Raw genomic sequence first — 16,459 nt, forward strand, 5'->3', positions numbered from 1 at the left:
TGCAATGCGCTGTGAAACGAACCCAGCACACTTCCATGTCGAGGACTCGGTTAGTTCAGTAATGAAAAAACGTGCTGACAATCGACAGCCCCCGAGTTCAAACGACTACCCAAAGCATTTGAAACGCCCTGTAAGTCGCGTCTGAACTCGTCATAATCTTGACTAGAGACATTATTCATCAAGCGTTCCATCCCTTCCGCCAGCGCGGCGCGCTGGTGGTTAGCCTGATCATTTTCTAGCTGTATATCCCAGTAAACTTCAGGCGGATTGACCAGAACCCGGGACAGCAACGCCATCATTGTCCGCATCGGAGGTGGCATCACCTCAAGAGCACTTTCCAGATCAAGTGAAGACCTTGCCAGCGCCAAACCGAACCCGAGAATTGCGGCATGGGGAAGCGCCTGACATAGCGCCATGAGCTCATCATGGGCCACCGGCGTCATTCGTTTTATCTTCATCCCAGCCCCCATCAAGTGCTGTTCGATGAAAGTCGAAGGCGAGTCGCCATCTTCAAGACAAATTGCGACGGTGCGTCCCTGAACGGAGAGCTTGGGTGAAAACATTGGGTTGACGCCGACTAAAGGCTGCTGGGACGAAGCATTTTTCAATGCTCTGTAAAATGGCTCCTGAACAGAACAAGTCGGTATGAATACAACATCGTTCGAAACGGAGCCAACAACCCAAGGTATTGCCCGGATAGCCACGCTTTCGGGCAACGCAAAGACCACTGCCACCGCTCCTTGGAAGATGTGCCCGGTATTGCTGAACGGACTTGTGACATCGACTTCATAGAAGCCACATTCCTGTTCGGAAGGCCTGCGATCCACCACCCGGACATCGTATCCATATTGCATAAGAATGCGGCTGATCAATGAGCCAACCAAACCCGCTCCCCCCAACACGACAACCGTGTCGCTCATCATGATTCGCTCCCTACGACAAAACTGTAATAAGGCACGCTAGCCTTGACCAAAGTTTCTTCAAGCTCTTGCTGTGGATCGGAGTGCGCAACAATCGCGCCACCAATTCCAAATTTCGCCTCGTTACCCTGGAGCACTGCCGTTCGGATGACAATACTCAGCTCCGCCCCTCCACTGAAAGATAACCAGCCTAATGCGCCAGAGTAGACACCACGGGCGGAAGCCTCCAATACGTCAATAATTTCCATCGTGCGTTTCTTCGGAGCTCCCGTCATTGAGCCACCGGGGAAACAGGCTCGAATAGCTTCGATCGTTGAAATATCCGAGCGAAGGTGCCCACGAATCGTTGAGACAAGTTGGTGAACCGAAGAAAAGCTTTCCACTGAGAAAATCTCAGGAACATGAACGCTCCCTGGACGGCACACTTGATTCAAATCATGGCGCACCAAATCGACAATCATTAGGTTCTCGGCCCTGTCCTTTGCCGAGTTACGTAGCTCATCGCACAGTATTTGGTCCTCTGCGAATTGTTTACTACGCGGCCTCGTTCCCTTGATCGGTCTGGACTCGATCAATCCGCTGTCATCGATTCTGAGAAAGGTTTCTGGCGAAGCGCTTAATACTGAAAACCCTGCAAACGAAAGGTAGGCACCGTAGGGTACGGGGCTAGCCTGGCGCATTCGCCAATAAGCACTCAAAGGCGCACCGCTGTACGCCATTTTTGCCCTATTGGTCAGGCAGATCTCGTACGACTCCCCATCGGTGATGTACTTGAGAGATTGATTTATCTTACTGATGTAATCATCTGGCCCGTCCTCAAGCGAGAGCTTCAGCTGATCTACGGCACCTGGAATAAACGAACTGCAATGACGTGACTCATCATTACGATGGAGAAAATCAGGTAAGGACGGCCAAGCAACAGCATCGCCAATCGCAGTCATCATGCATTCATAGAGCTTATTTTCTTGATGATCAAAGACAAAGAAATGCGGCGCGAACATGAATGAAGCGTCCGGATAAACCGAACGATAAGTTTTGCTCCCGCCTGCCAGTGCTTTCAACTCGTAACCGAGGTAGCCGACAAAACCACCCTTAAAAACAAACGGCAAGTGCTGAGGAGTTGCCACCTGCACAGCTTCGAAGATCTGTGCAGTCAGAGTAAAAAAATCTCCTTTGATGGTTTTTTTACCCTTGGGACCCTCAACCTTTAGGCACTCATCGTTGACATCGTACTCAAGTCTTATCGCTCCTTGAGCCTCTCCGCTACCCATGATCGAGTAGCGGGCATTAGGTCTTTCTGACTTCTCGCTGTCTAGCCAAAAAGCATATCGATCATCTGCATAGAACGTAGAAAATACTGCTTGTGGATCCGTGCATTCGGAAAACTCGCGATAGTTAAGCTGCATATTCAGCATCCCCCCTACTGCGACGTATGCATCTTTTGACGACATACATTCCGTATCGGACTCTAGGCGAGTTCTAACGCCGACGTTATGTTCAAGCGCCATGCGTACGAAGTTACTCAATAGCGCATGGCCATATTCTGAATCGATGGATTCCGGGTGGAATTGGACACCCCAAACCGGTCGGGTGACGTGTTCGATTGCCATGATCACACCTTCAGATGTCCAGGCCGTACATTTGAGTTCTGCGGGTAGGCTTGTACACATCAACGAATGGTATCTGATCACTTCGAACTGCTCAGGCAGATCTCGAAAGAGCCCTTTACCTGAATGAGTAATGCGACTGCGGTAGCCATGCACAGGATTGGGAGCGTGTCCCACAGTCCCTCCAAGAACTTGAGCGATGCCTTGGTGCCCTAGACAAATACCAAGCAACGGGACAGGAGAATGTAGGATGACGTCACCGCAAACACCGAAATACCCCTCTTCTCCAGGGTGTCCTGGACCAGGCGATAGCACTACAGCGTCATATTTTTCGATGTCCAATTCATCGTATGGAAGGGTATTTTTAACTACATCCGCGCAAGAACCTGTCACCTCATACAAGTACTGAGCGATGTTCTGCGTGAAGGAGTCAAAGTTATCGATCAGCAATATTTTCATGAGGATCGCCCTAGGACCAGACGCTTATTGATCAGGACGTCTTCTTGAATACACGTCTCTTCTATAATCAGTTTGAATATTGACTCGATGTATTTCGGCCTCAACCCTACTGTTTCCGATCTAAACTTAATCATATCGAGTACGTAGGAAATTCGTCCGGGCTGCATCATCGCAATGCCATGGACAGCTTTAAGTTCGGCAATGTCCATGCACACTTTCATTCGCTCAGATAGCAGGTCGACAACTTGCAAATTTATCGAGTCAAGCCGGTCCCGCTGCGGCTGCAAAATGCTGGACGTGCCTGTCTGTGATAGCGGTCCCTGTTGTTTCATTTTTTGCACCTCCGATAGCCTATTTCTGGAAGAAATCGTCAGTCAGGCGTGATCCAGCTCATTGGCAGCAGGTGTCCATAACCCTTTGCGCGACATAGCCCCTAGAGCAGCCCCCAATAACTTGATGTCTTTGCCACTGTGGTCTGCTGAAATTGCAAAGCGCAGCATCGCTTTGCCTTTGGCAATGATTGGATAAAATACCGGGAAGAGCAGCATGCCTTGGTCGCGCAGGGTTATCGCAGCCTGCAATCCCGCCTCCTCCGTTTCAAAGAAGGCTCCTCTGACAGGTGATTGAGTACCGGCGTTGAGCAAACGGTTGTCCGTAAAAGAATCTAAAAGGCTGATGTTTTCCCAAAGCCGATGTTGCAGCACATCGATTTCGTCACTGAGATGGATTTTCGCAGACGCAACGTTAGCGGCTAGCATGGGCACCATAATGGAATGACCAAATATCAGCGGATTCGCCAGGGTTCGAATTACTTCAATTTCCCGTGGATCAGAAACCACGACAAAACCACCCGCACCACCAAAGGCCTTGGAGAGAGACCCCGCCAGAATAATATTTGCAGGCAACGAATGATCAACTGATGAAAAGGCGTATCCCGCACCATGACGTCCGACGATCGAAATCCCATGAGCATCGTCTACGTATAGGTATCCCCGCGCCAACTCTAGCTGCAGAGCGAGCTCGGCGATGGGTACAAGACCGCTCATCGAGCCAATTCCATCGATCAAGAGCACTGGAGTTTCACCTTTATCAGTGCAGTCTTTCAGCGCTGTGGTCAGTGATTCTGGGTTGGTGGACTCAACTCTAGAAACAGGTCCGAACTGCTCCAAAATCCCCCGAAGCACCTGCATCGAAGCATGGGCGGTTTTATCCATCAGCCAATGGACTCGTTTTTTGACCGGATAACCACTCAATGATCCGCTGCCCAGTAACGGTAAAACACCTAAATGGACACTGCTGGTAGAAGTGAACACCGCGACGCCGCTTCCTCTATAAACCTGACCTAGCAACTCTTCCAGTTGAGGGAGGTAAATCGGGCGCATTGCACTTCGTGAAGAAGATAGATGCAGCCCGGAAGTTTCCATAGCCTGGTGTGCGGCGTCGATCAATGCCGAGTGGGTTTCCAAGCCCAAGTACGAACAGGAGACAAACTCTGTGAACGTGCCTCCGTCCTGCAAGGTAATGTGCTTACCCACACGACTGGCAACGGTAAAACCTGTCAGTCCTTCCTCATAAGCAGTCGCCAGCGCACCAGTGGTGTTGCCACGACGAATGCTCATCCAGTCTTGTTTAGTTTGCGCATCCATTGCTGAACTCCTTTTTAAAGATCAATTGGATTTGCATCCGATGGTCATTACTGAGCTGCCAGACGCGTCGGATGCTTCCTTATCGATTACAGTTCGTGTATTTGTCAGCTGACTCTGCTTGAACAGTTCGCGCACTGCTTTGGCCTGTTCCTCGCCATGCTCAATGACTAGCCAACCTTCACGACTAAGTAACTGGTTCGCGAGCGAGATGATTTGCCGTATCAGTTCAAGCCCATCGACCCCGGAATAGACCGACGCCCGTGGATGGTGATCGCTCCACTCAGGCAACAACTCTTGGGATTGTGGGACGTACGGAGGATTAGCGACAATCAAACCAACCTGATCTGTGAATCGCGTAAATGCCTGTTTGTCGCGAATGTCTGCCTGCAAGTGATTGACCTGTCCCGCCTTGCAGGCCAGTCGGTCGATGTTGCGTTTGAGGTACTGCATCGCTATCTCATCAAACTCCACACATGTCACTTTCAGATCCGGTCTGCGCCGTGCGATCGCCAAGCCAATCGCGCCGCTTCCGGCACACAAATCGAGAACACTAGTTCCCGGTCGCAGCTCAGCACTGGTCTCCAGCCACTTGTGAATGATTTTGCTGTGAGGGCGGGGGATAAACACTCCGCTACCGACCACCAGTGGCATTTCGTCAAACTCCACCATGCCAACAATATGCCCGAGAGGAATTCGGTTACAGCGCTCTTTAACCGCTAACATAAATTCATTGAGCGCACGACTTTTATCCACCCGTTCGATATAGCGATCTATAAGACAACTCAAATCTTCTTCCAAGTCCCAGACACCAGACGCTTGCAACATGGCCCGCGCTTGACTAATAGCAAGGTACTCACGATCCGTAAGACTCATGACCACTCCTTGTAATACTGCGCAAGTCTTTTCAAAATTGACTCATACAGATAGGAGAATGCGACCAACTCCGGCGGAGGCGTAAATGACGAGTGCAAATCATTTATAAGTTGTTCGTAATTGCGCGACAGCCCTTCATCCAGCAAAGGAAACCAGTAAGGTTTTATATCCCAACGATACTCATATCCTGTGGCAAACATCTGCTGTACCGTTTCTCTGACCGTATTTTCGCGGGCAAATCCGGATAACGGAGCACGTACAGGTTTGAAAGGGCTGAGATCTAAATCGGGAGTTTCTATATCGGTAAGGCAATCAGCTATATACCGCGCCAACAATGGTGATTGGTGCAGGCCGTCTCGATAGGTGCCTGTTGCAAGCCAAAGACCTTCGATGCCGCACTCGCCAATCAGTGGAAAACCATCTGCCGGAATTGGTCTGTTGCCAACCTGTATGGAAATGATTTCAGCGCTATGAAGGTCCAGGTTCAGTTGATCAACAGCACAGTCAAGCAAAAACTGAACATCCGATACGAGAGCCTGTTGTTTAGGCCGCTCCGAAATTATATTAGTAGCTCCCAGATACAAGACTCCGTCCCCACGAGGGACACAGTGCAAGCCGCACGCAAAAGCACGATTTGGCGTCCGTATGACAGAACTCGGCAACTCAACCCCTTCTGGCATTTTCACGAGAATTGAAACGCCATATCCACTGAACAACGGTGGAATCTTCTTTACGAGCTCGTCGAAATCACTAAGCAGGTCTAAAGAATGAACGCCTGCCGCAATCACAACTTTTTTTGCCCAAAGAACCTCTCCACTGCATAACTCAATGCCGGTGACTACCTCACCCTCAACCAACACACGTTGGGCGTTCTCATTTTTCAGAGTGCCACCCTCGGAGACAAATGCAGCATCCAGTTTCTCCAGCAAAAGATGAGAATTCACGGAATGCTCGTTTGGTATGTACAACCCACGCAGAGGGCGAACCAGATGGTTGGGCTTCAGCCACTCCATTTTGCGCGGATCAACAATTTCAAACGGCTCACCATACTCACGAAGGGTTCTCTCGATGGTGTCGAAGTTAACGCTGTCCACCTCATCCATGCCGGCGGTGTTGAGCAGCACATGGGTCCCAATCGCGGTAAACAACGAACTAGAATCACCTGAAGAAATTGCCAAGCGCTCCGCCCAACTTGACCACAGGTGTTGAGCTTGTCGATCCATGTCTAATTTCAATCGACCAAAATCACTTGCCAGCAGGCCGCTTGTTACCTCCCCGAAACATCCATTCATCGCTCCGGCAGCCCTTGACGCAGCATTTGTACGATCAGTCTCACCGACTCGACAGACATTTAAACCTCGCGTGGACAACTCATACGCGATTGATCCACCAACTGCTCCTGCACCTACAACAACGACGTCGAACTCCATGTTTTGACCTCAGACAATTACCCGCAACGTAAGAAAAATCAATTTTTCTCGATGGAAAACAGGAACATTTCTATAATTTCGTTACATTACGATTCAACCGACTATTTGTTTCATATTGTATCTTCGAAATAATTCTACACATATTGCAGCGAAGCTAAAAATCCGGACCTCCGCGCTTAAGCCACAGACTATCCAGTTACCTTTTAAAAAACAGCAGCCTATGAAAACTTAGTAAAAGTTACATAATTAGTAAAAATAAATACTCCAAAAAAATCGACCATCACCGATTGTGTGAAAACTTAGGGAAACTCTGAAAAAGACTTCCAGATTTGGTGAAATACGCACCTCACATGAACAGAACGGTTGAGCCCCGATGAAACAGATGTCCTTCGCCGATGCCGAGTATGCCGGCAAGCGTAAGCAGACCCGCCGGAGATGGATCAGGTGGTGCCCTGGAAGGGTTTGATTGCCTTGATCGAGCCGTATTATCCAAAGGGTGAAGGCGGTCGTCCGGCGTATCCGTTGCTGGCCATGTTGCGGGTTCATCTGATGCAGAACTGGTTCGGTTACAGCGATCCGGCGATGGAAGAAGCACTTTACGAAACCACGATCCTGCGCCAGTTCTCGGGGCTGCATCTGGATCGGATTCCCGATGAAACCACGATCCTCAACTTCCGGCGCCTACTGGAGAAACATGTGTTGGCGGGCGGGATTTTGCAGGTTATCAATGGCTATCTGGATGATCGTGGTTTGCTGCTGCGTCACGGCACGGTTGTCGATGCGACGATCATTCATGCGCCGAGTTCGACCAAGAACAAGGACGGTAAACGCGACCCTGAAATGCATCAGACGAAGAAAGGAAACCAATATTTCTTCGGGATGAAAGCGCACATCGGCGTCGACGCCGAATCCGGCTTGGTACATAGCCTGGTGGGCACCGCAGCGAATGTAGCGGACGTGACACAGGTCGATCAGTTACTGCACGGCCGGCATTTTTCAAGGTAGTTGTCGCGTCAACCGTTCAACTATGCCGCTCTTTTCTCGTCCTGCTGCTCCCGATCCGGATTCAGCATCACCGCTCCTATCGGCTCCCAGTTCCGCGTCTGACCTGACCAACGTTCCGGGCTTTTCTTGCGCGCTCGCTGGTACAGTTCATGCCGCCGCGCCAGGATCTGGTGGTCCAGCCCTCGATGCCGCTCCGTCGGTGTCACGAAGCGGATCCGGCTATGCCGGTGCTCGTTGTTGTACCAACGCATAAAATCTCTCACCCAAGCGCGTGCGGCGTCCAAGCCGGCAAAACCCTCCGGCGGCCATTGCGGGCAATATTTCAGTGTTCTAAACAGCGACTCCGAGTACGGATTGTCGTTGCTCACTCGCGGTCGGCCACGGGACGGCGTGATGCCCAGGTCGTACATCTTGCTCAACAGCGTCAGCGATTTCATCGGCGCACCATTGTCCGAGTGCAGCACCAGCGGCTCGTGTAAACACTGCTCGCCGATCACGCTGCGTTGCAGCAGCGCAGCCGCTTTTTCGCCGCTTTCTTCTTCGTAAACTTCCCAGCCCACGGCCTTGCGGCTGTAAATATCTTCGATCAAATACAGGTAGTAGTACTTGCCGCGTATCGGCGACGGCAAATACGTGATGTCCCACGACCACACCTGATTGGGCGCTTTGGCGACATGCGTCGTCGGTGCCGCATGCCGTCTGGGTCGCTGGCTACGGCCCCGATGATGTTGCTGACCGGCTGCACGCAGGATGCGATAAAACGTCGCTTCCGACGCCAGATAACGCCCCTCGTCAGCCAGCCTCGGTACGATCTGACTCGGCGGCAAATGGGCATAAGCCGGGCTGTTACACAGCGTCACGATCGCTTGTCGTTCGATCTCGCTCAACGCATTACGCGGCGTGGGCCGCACGGTGGTTGTGCGGGCATCGGCTTGAACATCCTCACTCTGCGTCCATCGCTGCAAGGTTCTGAGCGACAGCCCCACCTCCTGGCACGCTCTGATTTTTCGAGCACCGGCCACGATGGCTTCGATCAACCAAGCCACCAACAACTGCCGTTCCGGCAAAGAGGTCAGGTGTCCTCGTTGTCGATCCCCCAGTAATCGTTGAGCTTTTTTCGCAGCACCAACAACGCGTCGGTCTCGGCCAGCGCCTTGTCTTTACGCAGCAGTTCGCGCTCAAGTTGCTGAATACGTTTCTTGTCCTTGCGAGACTGTTCGCGGTCGACCTTTTGTTGGTTCTGAACACTCTGCTGCCCCGTGATACAGGCTTGGCGCCAGGCGCTGACGTGTTCGGGGTACAGACCTTTTCGTCGGCAGTACTCACCCAGTTCGAGCTGCGACAGACCGGCGGTTTCAAGGACGACAGCGAACCGGGCTTCAGCAGACCAGTTCTCGGGGAGTGGCTTGTCTTCAGGCACTGCGCTTCCTTCAGAACTGACCTTCTTGCGCCAGTTGGACAAAGACATTTCGCTAACCCCTTCACGCCGGGAAACCTCGGCCATCGTCAGGTTCAGCGGGGGAAGCAGCATCTTGAGTAATGCGGCTTTGCGTTCAGGTGAATAGTACGGCACGACCAGTCTCTTTCCGCCCCCGATATGCTTTTTCAGGAAAATTCGGAGAGGCGACAACTATCCTGACACCGGGGGGTAGAGCACGCCGACACAAAGTGAGAAGATCCTCACCAGTCCAATGTGCTGATGGTGGCTATGGCGAGGAGCGCCTGCGCCCTCGACGCCTATCCCCTGACAACCCGCCCGACATAAGCTGACGCATGAGCAATATTGAACCAGCCCTGACCGGGCAAGATGTAGTTGAAGCTTTCAAATCTGATGTCGAGAACTTCTTCGAGGCCCGACACGGTTTTGAACTACGTATAGAAACAGCAGGCGATGATCCAACTTGCAGAGGATCCGGCCCAACGGCACGCATCCAACTGCCCGAGACAATGATGGGACATTCCGTCGAGTCCTTCACCGATGTAGCACTTCTCCTGTTGGTACTTGGCCATGAAACCGCTCATTACCTTCATCGCCATAACGAGCATTACGATGAGTCTGCCTTAGAGTACCGGGCGTTGGAGGTCTGGGCGGATTACTTCGGCACGAAGGTGGCCATGGTGGTCATGACTCTTGGCGAGAAGACGTTGAGGTGCTTCGGCAATCTTTCGGGTGCAACAAATACCGGAAGCCGCCTCGATGCTTTGGCCTCGGCCTTGGCCAACCTGTCCGGCTCCTATTTCAATATTACCTCCCCCAAATACCCGTCAGCGAGCGAGCGGGTTTCAACCTGCATCAGAGGCATGCTGTCATTTTTCGAAGTCCAGTTCGGTCTTCAAGCTGGCGCCGAAGGAAGCGAAGCGGCATATCGCAAGGCGATGCAACCGCGAACTATCGTCGAACGGGCATTGAAACTTCAGATGCGCCTATACGCCAACAGTACTCTCGGATCTCTGGCCGACACATCTCCCCGCCAGGATTGCGAATACTCAGAGCTCAAAATCATTGCCGCGATACACAGAAAGATCCAGAACGGGCAACCGGCGTTGTTCGAGGGACTAAAGCCACTGCAGTCGCAATGGCTGAGTCTCAACTACGACATTCCAGATGAGCTGCAGGCAGCAATCGCGAAAAAACGGCGTGAACTACTGAAAAAAACTTTAGAGGATATGGATATTTCACATGGGTAATGGAGATGGCATGGAAGAGTTCGAACCCTTTGAAATTGTAACGTGTGAAATGGCTGGGGCCCCAAAAAATGGTTTTTGCCCTCTAGCCCCCGAACCTGGCAAACCCTTTCATCCCTTCAGAATTCAGGATCCTTTTGGGCTGAGAAGCGCCATCGTACCTGTGTTTCGTCAAGACACTGCGGGACGCATCTATGGGTTGGGTACGGCGTTCAACATTGATGAGTTCGGCTCATTCTTGACGGCCCATCATGTTGTCGACTTTTCGGAGCACAACGGGCCAAGCCGACCGATTCTTTTCCTTAGCATGCATGTCCTAGGGTATGGCTCCGTCCCCGTTCCTCATGACTGTTTCGTACCTGTAACGGGCTTTCATGTCGCCATGATGGATGCGAATGATCCCATGGGCGCGTTGCTGGGAAAATCCGAACGTAAAGTCGCCATAGACCTTGCCGTTTTGAAGGCTTCTCAACTCGGGCCAGGTGTGCGCTCCCCCCAGACACTGGCCGTGCGTGTTGAGGGATGGCAGCCCACTATCGGTGATGTCGTGCTCGCCGTGGGGTTCCCCGAGTTGGATCTGTCGGAGCTGGATATGGACTCGCAAAAATTACTTCTGTCAGAGGGCATGTACGGGGCCTATGGGAAAATTGTGGCAGTACACCCTCATGGCGTCACCACTTCCAATCCAAGTCCAGTGTTTGAGGTAGAGAGCGACTGGCCTCCAGGCATGAGCGGAGGCCCCGTTTTCAATCGGGCAGGAGAAGTCGTTGGTATCGTCAGCCGCTCGATTCGGGCCGAGTCGGACCTTCCCGGTAGTGGATTCGCAGTAGACCTTGGTAGAAGTCACCGAATCCAGGTTTTCGCTGCCAGCTTAGATGCGCCCGGATGGCAGGTGTGTTGGGGCATGTTTTCTGAAAATGGAAATAAACTTCTTAGCGTTCATCCCTCAGATGAAGCTGCAGTGTTAACCGGTGACTCACTTGCCCAGCCATTTAGCGTTAAAAAAATCGTGAATAGAATCGGCACTGACGAGTGGATGCCCCCGGTGTCAGGATAGTTGTCGCCTCTCCGAATTTTCCTGAAAAAGCATATCGGGGGCGGAAAGAGACTGGTCGTGCCGTACTATTCACCTGAACGCAAAGCCGCATTACTCAAGATGCTGCTTCCCCCGCTGAGCCTGACGATGGCCGAGGTTTCCCGGCGTGAAGGGGTTAGCGAAATGTCTTTGTCCAACTGGCGCAAGAAGGTCAGTTCTGAAGGAAGCGCAGTGCCTGAAGACAAGCCACTCCCCGAGAACTGGTCTGCTGAAGCCCGGTTCGCTGTCGTCCTTGAAACCGCCGGTCTGTCGCAGCTCGAACTGGGTGAGTACTGCCGACGAAAAGGTCTGTACCCCGAACACGTCAGCGCCTGGCGCCAAGCCTGTATCACGGGGCAGCAGAGTGTTCAGAACCAACAAAAGGTCGACCGCGAACAGTCTCGCAAGGACAAGAAACGTATTCAGCAACTTGAGCGCGAACTGCTGCGTAAAGACAAGGCGCTGGCCGAGACCGCCGCGTTGTTGGTGCTGCGAAAAAAGCTCAACGATTACTGGGGGATCGACAACGAGGACACCTGACCTCTTTGCCGGAACGGCAGTTGTTGGTGGCTTGGTTGATCGAAGCCATCGTGGCCGGTGCTCGAAAAATCAGAGCGTGCCAGGAGGTGGGGCTGTCGCTCAGAACCTTGCAGCGATGGACGCAGAGTGAGGATGTTCAAGCCGATGCCCGCACAACCACCGTGCGGCCCACGCCACGTAATGCGTTGAGCGAGATCGAACGACAAGCGATCGTGACGCTGTGTAACAGCCCGGCGTATGCCCATTTGCCGCCGAGTCAGATCGTACCGAGGCTGGCTGACGAGGGGCGTTATCTGGCGTCGGAAGCGACGTTTTATCGCATCCTGCGTGCAGCCGGCCAGCAACATCATCGGGGCCGTAGCCAGCGACCCAGACGGCATGCGGCACCGACGACGCATGTCGCCAAAGCGCCCAATCAGGTGTGGTCGTGGGACATCACGTATTTGCCGTCGCCGATACGTGGCAAGTACTACTACCTGTATTTGATCGAAGATATTTACAGCCGCAAGGCCGTGGGCTGGGAAGTTTACGAAGAAGAAAGCGGCGAAAAAGCCGCTGCGCTGCTGCAACGCAGCGTGATCGGCGAGCAGTGTTTACGCGAGCCGCTGGTGCTGCACTCGGACAATGGTGCGCCGATGAAATCGCTGACGCTGTTGAGCAAGATGTACGACCTGGGCATCACGCCGTCCCGTGGCCGACCGCGAGTGAGCAACGACAATCCGTACTCGGAGTCGCTGTTTAGAACACTGAAATATTGCCCGCAATGGCCGCAGGAGGGTTTTGCCAGCTTGGACGCCGCACGCGCTTGGGTGAGAGATTTTATGCGTTGGTACAACAACGAGCACCGGCATAGCCGGATCCGCTTCGTGACACCGACGGAGCGGCATCGAGGGCTGGACCACCAGATCCTGGCGCGGCGGCATGAACTGTACCAGCGAGCGCGCAAGAAAAGCCCGGAACGTTGGTCAGGCCAGACGCGGAACTGGGAGCCGATAGGAGCGGTGATGCTGAATCCGGATCGGGAGCAGCAGGACGAGAAAAGAGCGGCATAGTTGAACGGTTGACGCGACAACTACCTTGAAAAATGCCGGATGGCTGCATAGATTGACACAGAAGGATGTAGCTACGTTACAGGTATGGCTGGGGCTGCCCCAGTGCAAGGCTTGATTATCGAAAACGCCCGGTGAGCCCCACCGGGCTTTTTTCATATTGAGCGTGAGGAACAGCTCAATTTTAGACGGAGGACTAAACGATCAGAGGATGAAATTTACCAGGAGCAACGGGAGCAAAGGTGGTTCCTTAGCTTCCGTTTAAGGCGGCTCAACTGCGGTCGCTGGATGATTGAAATAGTCGTTTTAGAGCGCCTAATGGCACGCCCAAAGCCACTGAATTTCAAAACTGTAAATCCTCTTTGCAAAGCGCCGCTTTGCCATCGCGTTAACAGCGCGAGCCATGCAATGTGCAAAGAGAATCGTACGTATGCCTACCAAAGCAAAAAAATCAGCTCCAAAAGCCAAGCATTTATCTTGGCCACCTGCAAAGACCCGAACTCTGTTTTTCATACTGATAGTGATGTTCCGTTCTCCAGGGCCACTGATTAACGTCGATCAGAGCTCTGTCATTCATCAGACATTCTACAATTCCCCATCTAAGCACGATGCGGAAACCTCCACGATGAACAAGACTGATCCTGCGACAATCCAGCAGCAGCTTGAATTGTGGGAGGCTGCGGCGCAGCGACGGCATGCCGAGGCTCAACGCAAAGCCTCAGCAGATCGTTTGGAGGAATTACGCCAGCAGGCTGAACTCCTGACATCGGCTGCTAGCTCGTATCACCTGGATAGCATGACGAGAAGCAAGCAGCTTCCTCACTGATGTTCAATGACTGTCTGCTGATCGTAGGCAGCCTGTTCAAAGCCATTCGAAATTGATGCACCTGAAAAAGCTTGCCGTTTGGGTGCATCAGCAAATTCCTCGTATGCGCCGGGGCGAACGGATCAACCGGTGCGTATTCCACGCCATCCGGCCACTCATTCCACCAACATCCGGCCACCTATTCCACGCTCATCCGGCCGGGCAGTCGGAGCGCAGCGACGCAGGTTCGCATTGTTAGTTTGAAGTGCCCGCCGCCGTCAATTTCGTCGAGCGCCTGCGCATCGATTCGCCTTTGAGTTCGATGCGGTAATAAGAGAAGTCGCGGGCCTTTAGGTCCTCTCGTACACATTCTGGACAGAACGATGCATCCCACACGCTGAAGCGTTCGCCTTTCAGGTGATATGAGAGGTACGCCAATGCTGGGTTAGGCACGTGCGGGCTTCTGATGGAAATCGGGAGCACAGCATCAGGCTTCAACTGGAAGCTTTGAATGTGTACACGGTGGATCGCTTACTTTCGACTTTAGCGTCGGGTCGCATCATGACGTGCTGGCTCCAGAGAGAAATCGGAGTACAGCTTCGGGGATCAACTGCAGGCTTTGAATGTGGGGTTCGTGGAGCGGTTACGGAGCAAGCCATCAAACATGGCAAATCGCACACGCCGATCGCTCAGCAACACCGCTACAGACCCACAAGCTGGACGCTTGTTTTCACTCATGGAGGATTGAAAAATGTTAACCACTGAAGCAATGTCACTCACCGGCGAAACCCTGCCAAGGTGCCTGACCGGTCATCTGCTGAATCTGCAACTGTCCGATGTCGAATCCGCTGCCCCCCTCAAGGCACTGGCCGCTGCTAGCCTCAACTTCACGATGCAGCAACAAACCCAGACCAACTGGTGCTGGGCGGCGGTTTCCGCCTCGGTCGGCAACTATTACGGCACCGGGTCGTGGCCCCAATGCGGCGTGACCACTACTGCGCTGGACCGCAACAGCTGCAATCAACCGGGGCCGTGCAACGTGTATGGCTATCTGGATACAGCTCTGAGGATTACCTGCAATTTTAACGGCATGAACCAGGGTTCGCTGCAGATGACGGCCATCCAGAGTCAGATCAACATGGGCCGACTGATCGGTTTGCGCTGCGCCTGGTACGGTAGCGGTGCGTACTTCCTGACGATCTATGGCACCAACGGCAACTATGTACTGGTCGCAGACTCGATCTACGGTTACTCGATCCGAGCACAAAAACGTGGTCTGTCCCCGTTTTTCGCAGCATCCTAGTCCGCACAGGGAACATGATTATGAAAAATCAGGGACAGACTACGACTAAGTGAAATAGCACTGTCCTAGCCTAAGGATAAACGTGGTTTTCCCCGTTTGTTTTATATGTCATCCACCAACAATCAATTTCACATAAGCAGTGTTTTTATAAAACCATCGCACCGTCATTAGCACCGTCAACGGCAGTCCCGACCAGACAAAAACACTATTAAACTCCACTGCATAAACTACAGAAATCAATGCTGTGACCACTAGCGACACCACTAGCGACATCAGGCAGAACGTCGACAAAACCAGACCAACCAGCCCCGAAAAAACCATCAGCTTAGCAACGATATTTCTATTTCCCACTTGTCGCTTCCTTATAAAAATCAAATGCTTTACCACCCACACCACTCATATAGATACCCAAGGCGGTACCATAGGGAGTACTGATACCAGTGAGCGGAATAAAATGATTATTATCCATTCCTCTTACGGTCACACCAAATATTGATTTTGCGTTAAGACCGTCCGCAGCGCCGATTTTCAAAGGCACTTTCACAAAACCCGCTCCTGCCGAAAACACCAAATCAGCACCACTGTAGACCAACGGACCGTAACCTCCAGGAAGCTGGGAAAAGGCATCTTTTACAGGATTGGAACTTCCATCCTCACCATACCGGAGATGATTGTACAGGCCTGACCCGCCCTCATATGCATTAGCGCCCCCGAAAACGGCCATAGGTCCACCAAATATGCAGCCTACTGCGGTGGAACACAGCGTTCCTCCTGAAATAACCCCTGCACTCCCCAAGCCCGCTTGCACAGCGTCTACCCCCAAGGGGATTGCATCACGAGTAGTGAAATCGGCTAGCGTGTCAAAGTAGCTGTAGTCGAACAATCCTTTATCTCGCTGTGCGTCAGCCCATGTCAATTCATTGCTGAGCCCGACCATGTCGGCGTCTGTCAGATAGTTCTCGCGATATTCAGCGCTCCCCCGATCGTACTGAGCCCAGCACTTGATCATGTAACACGTCGCTTTATCCAGATTTTCCTTTGTGAAATCGCCCTTTTCGGCCT

At 52.5% G+C, this 16,459-nt stretch carries 13 protein-coding genes and 1 pseudogene; 6 read left to right on the top strand and 8 right to left on the bottom strand.

The window, feature by feature from the left end:
• Window positions 1-50 precede the first annotated feature (50 nt).
• The 6 genes from ACYZTX_RS19045 to ACYZTX_RS19070 are packed head-to-tail and all read right to left on the bottom strand — an operon-like array spanning window position 51 to window position 6,935.
• Window positions 51-923: a prephenate dehydrogenase dimerization domain-containing protein gene (locus ACYZTX_RS19045; protein ID WP_462035383.1), complete on the bottom strand. Its 873-nt coding sequence runs from the start codon at window positions 921-923 to the stop codon at window positions 51-53.
• On the bottom strand, window positions 920-2,986 hold the full coding sequence (gene pabB, locus ACYZTX_RS19050; RefSeq protein WP_462035384.1) for an aminodeoxychorismate synthase component I: 2,067 nt from the start codon (window positions 2,984-2,986) through the stop codon (window positions 920-922). Before pabB ends, ACYZTX_RS19045 begins: the two co-directional genes overlap by 4 nt.
• Window positions 2,983-3,318 carry a chorismate mutase gene (locus ACYZTX_RS19055; protein WP_462035385.1) on the bottom strand — a complete coding sequence of 112 codons (336 nt, stop codon included), beginning with the start codon at window positions 3,316-3,318 and terminating at the stop codon, window positions 2,983-2,985. The genes pabB and ACYZTX_RS19055 overlap by 4 nt, the downstream gene beginning before the upstream one ends.
• A gap of 42 nt (window positions 3,319-3,360) precedes the next feature.
• On the bottom strand, window positions 3,361-4,632 hold the full coding sequence (locus tag ACYZTX_RS19060; protein ID WP_462035386.1) for an aminotransferase class I/II-fold pyridoxal phosphate-dependent enzyme: 1,272 nt from the start codon (window positions 4,630-4,632) through the stop codon (window positions 3,361-3,363).
• A gap of 21 nt (window positions 4,633-4,653) precedes the next feature.
• Window positions 4,654-5,505: a HemK/PrmC family methyltransferase gene (locus ACYZTX_RS19065; protein WP_462035387.1), complete on the bottom strand. Its 852-nt coding sequence runs from the start codon at window positions 5,503-5,505 to the stop codon at window positions 4,654-4,656.
• Window positions 5,502-6,935, bottom strand: a complete 1,434-nt coding sequence (locus tag ACYZTX_RS19070; RefSeq protein ID WP_462035388.1) for an NAD(P)/FAD-dependent oxidoreductase — start codon at window positions 6,933-6,935, stop codon at window positions 5,502-5,504. The genes ACYZTX_RS19065 and ACYZTX_RS19070 overlap by 4 nt, the downstream gene beginning before the upstream one ends.
• A 373-nt stretch (window positions 6,936-7,308) precedes the next feature.
• Between ACYZTX_RS19070 and ACYZTX_RS19075 the strand changes: the two are divergent.
• Window positions 7,309-7,922 (top strand): annotated as a pseudogene (locus ACYZTX_RS19075) (IS5 family transposase); the annotation flags it as partial.
• Window positions 7,923-7,960: 38 nt separating this feature from the next.
• On the opposite strand, the gene ACYZTX_RS19080 reads toward ACYZTX_RS19075, so the two are convergent.
• A protein-coding gene (locus ACYZTX_RS19080) for an IS3 family transposase (RefSeq protein WP_462035389.1) occupies window positions 7,961-9,513 on the bottom strand; the annotation gives its coding sequence in 2 pieces (ribosomal slippage) (window positions 7,961-9,051 and window positions 9,051-9,513; 1,554 coding nt in all).
• Between the two features lie 200 nt (window positions 9,514-9,713).
• Between ACYZTX_RS19080 and ACYZTX_RS19085 the strand changes: the two genes are divergently transcribed.
• The 5 genes from ACYZTX_RS19085 to ACYZTX_RS19105 all read left to right on the top strand — a co-directional run bounded on the left by ACYZTX_RS19085 (window position 9,714) and on the right by ACYZTX_RS19105 (window position 15,397).
• Window positions 9,714-10,628 carry a hypothetical protein gene (locus tag ACYZTX_RS19085; protein WP_462035390.1) on the top strand — a complete coding sequence of 305 codons (915 nt, stop codon included), beginning with the start codon at window positions 9,714-9,716 and terminating at the stop codon, window positions 10,626-10,628.
• 10 nt (window positions 10,629-10,638) lie between these two features.
• Window positions 10,639-11,682, top strand: a complete 1,044-nt coding sequence (locus ACYZTX_RS19090; RefSeq protein ID WP_462035391.1) for a S1 family peptidase — start codon at window positions 10,639-10,641, stop codon at window positions 11,680-11,682.
• A 57-nt stretch (window positions 11,683-11,739) separates the two neighbouring features.
• Window positions 11,740-13,292 (top strand): IS3 family transposase gene (locus ACYZTX_RS19095; RefSeq protein ID WP_462035392.1). Its coding sequence is split into 2 segments (ribosomal slippage): window positions 11,740-12,202 and window positions 12,202-13,292, totalling 1,554 coding nucleotides; the frame shifts between segments, so codons are not numbered across the junction.
• 427 nt (window positions 13,293-13,719) lie between these two features.
• The gene (locus tag ACYZTX_RS19100; protein ID WP_462035393.1) at window positions 13,720-14,115 is read left to right on the top strand and encodes a hypothetical protein; all 396 of its coding nucleotides are present in this window, start codon (window positions 13,720-13,722) and stop codon (window positions 14,113-14,115) included.
• A gap of 730 nt (window positions 14,116-14,845) precedes the next feature.
• Entirely contained in the window at window positions 14,846-15,397 is a 552-nt protein-coding gene (locus tag ACYZTX_RS19105; RefSeq protein ID WP_462035394.1) for a papain-like cysteine protease family protein, read from the top strand.
• Window positions 15,398-15,505: 108 nt separating this feature from the next.
• Here the strand turns inward: ACYZTX_RS19105 and ACYZTX_RS19110 are convergent, their stop codons facing one another.
• The gene (locus ACYZTX_RS19110) at window positions 15,506-15,748 is read right to left on the bottom strand and encodes a hypothetical protein (protein ID WP_462035395.1); all 243 of its coding nucleotides are present in this window, start codon (window positions 15,746-15,748) and stop codon (window positions 15,506-15,508) included.
• Between the last annotated feature and the right edge of the window lie 711 nt (window positions 15,749-16,459).

Source organism: Pseudomonas sp. MDT1-17, from assembly GCF_054898105.1.

Bases quoted from the DNA above. Each gene is read 5' to 3' on its own strand.
- ACYZTX_RS19045 (WP_462035383.1), bottom strand. From the start codon at position 923: ATGATGAGCGACACGGTTGTCGTGTTGGGGGGAGCGGGTTTGGTTGGC.
- pabB (WP_462035384.1), bottom strand. From the start codon at position 2,986: ATGAAAATATTGCTGATCGATAACTTTGACTCCTTCACGCAGAACATC.
- ACYZTX_RS19055 (WP_462035385.1), bottom strand. From the start codon at position 3,318: ATGAAACAACAGGGACCGCTATCACAGACAGGCACGTCCAGCATTTTG.
- ACYZTX_RS19060 (WP_462035386.1), bottom strand. From the start codon at position 4,632: ATGGATGCGCAAACTAAACAAGACTGGATGAGCATTCGTCGTGGCAAC.
- ACYZTX_RS19065 (WP_462035387.1), bottom strand. From the start codon at position 5,505: ATGAGTCTTACGGATCGTGAGTACCTTGCTATTAGTCAAGCGCGGGCC.
- ACYZTX_RS19070 (WP_462035388.1), bottom strand. From the start codon at position 6,935: ATGGAGTTCGACGTCGTTGTTGTAGGTGCAGGAGCAGTTGGTGGATCA.
- ACYZTX_RS19085 (WP_462035390.1), top strand. From the start codon at position 9,714: ATGAGCAATATTGAACCAGCCCTGACCGGGCAAGATGTAGTTGAAGCT.
- ACYZTX_RS19090 (WP_462035391.1), top strand. From the start codon at position 10,639: ATGGAAGAGTTCGAACCCTTTGAAATTGTAACGTGTGAAATGGCTGGG.
- ACYZTX_RS19100 (WP_462035393.1), top strand. From the start codon at position 13,720: ATGCCTACCAAAGCAAAAAAATCAGCTCCAAAAGCCAAGCATTTATCT.
- ACYZTX_RS19105 (WP_462035394.1), top strand. From the start codon at position 14,846: ATGTTAACCACTGAAGCAATGTCACTCACCGGCGAAACCCTGCCAAGG.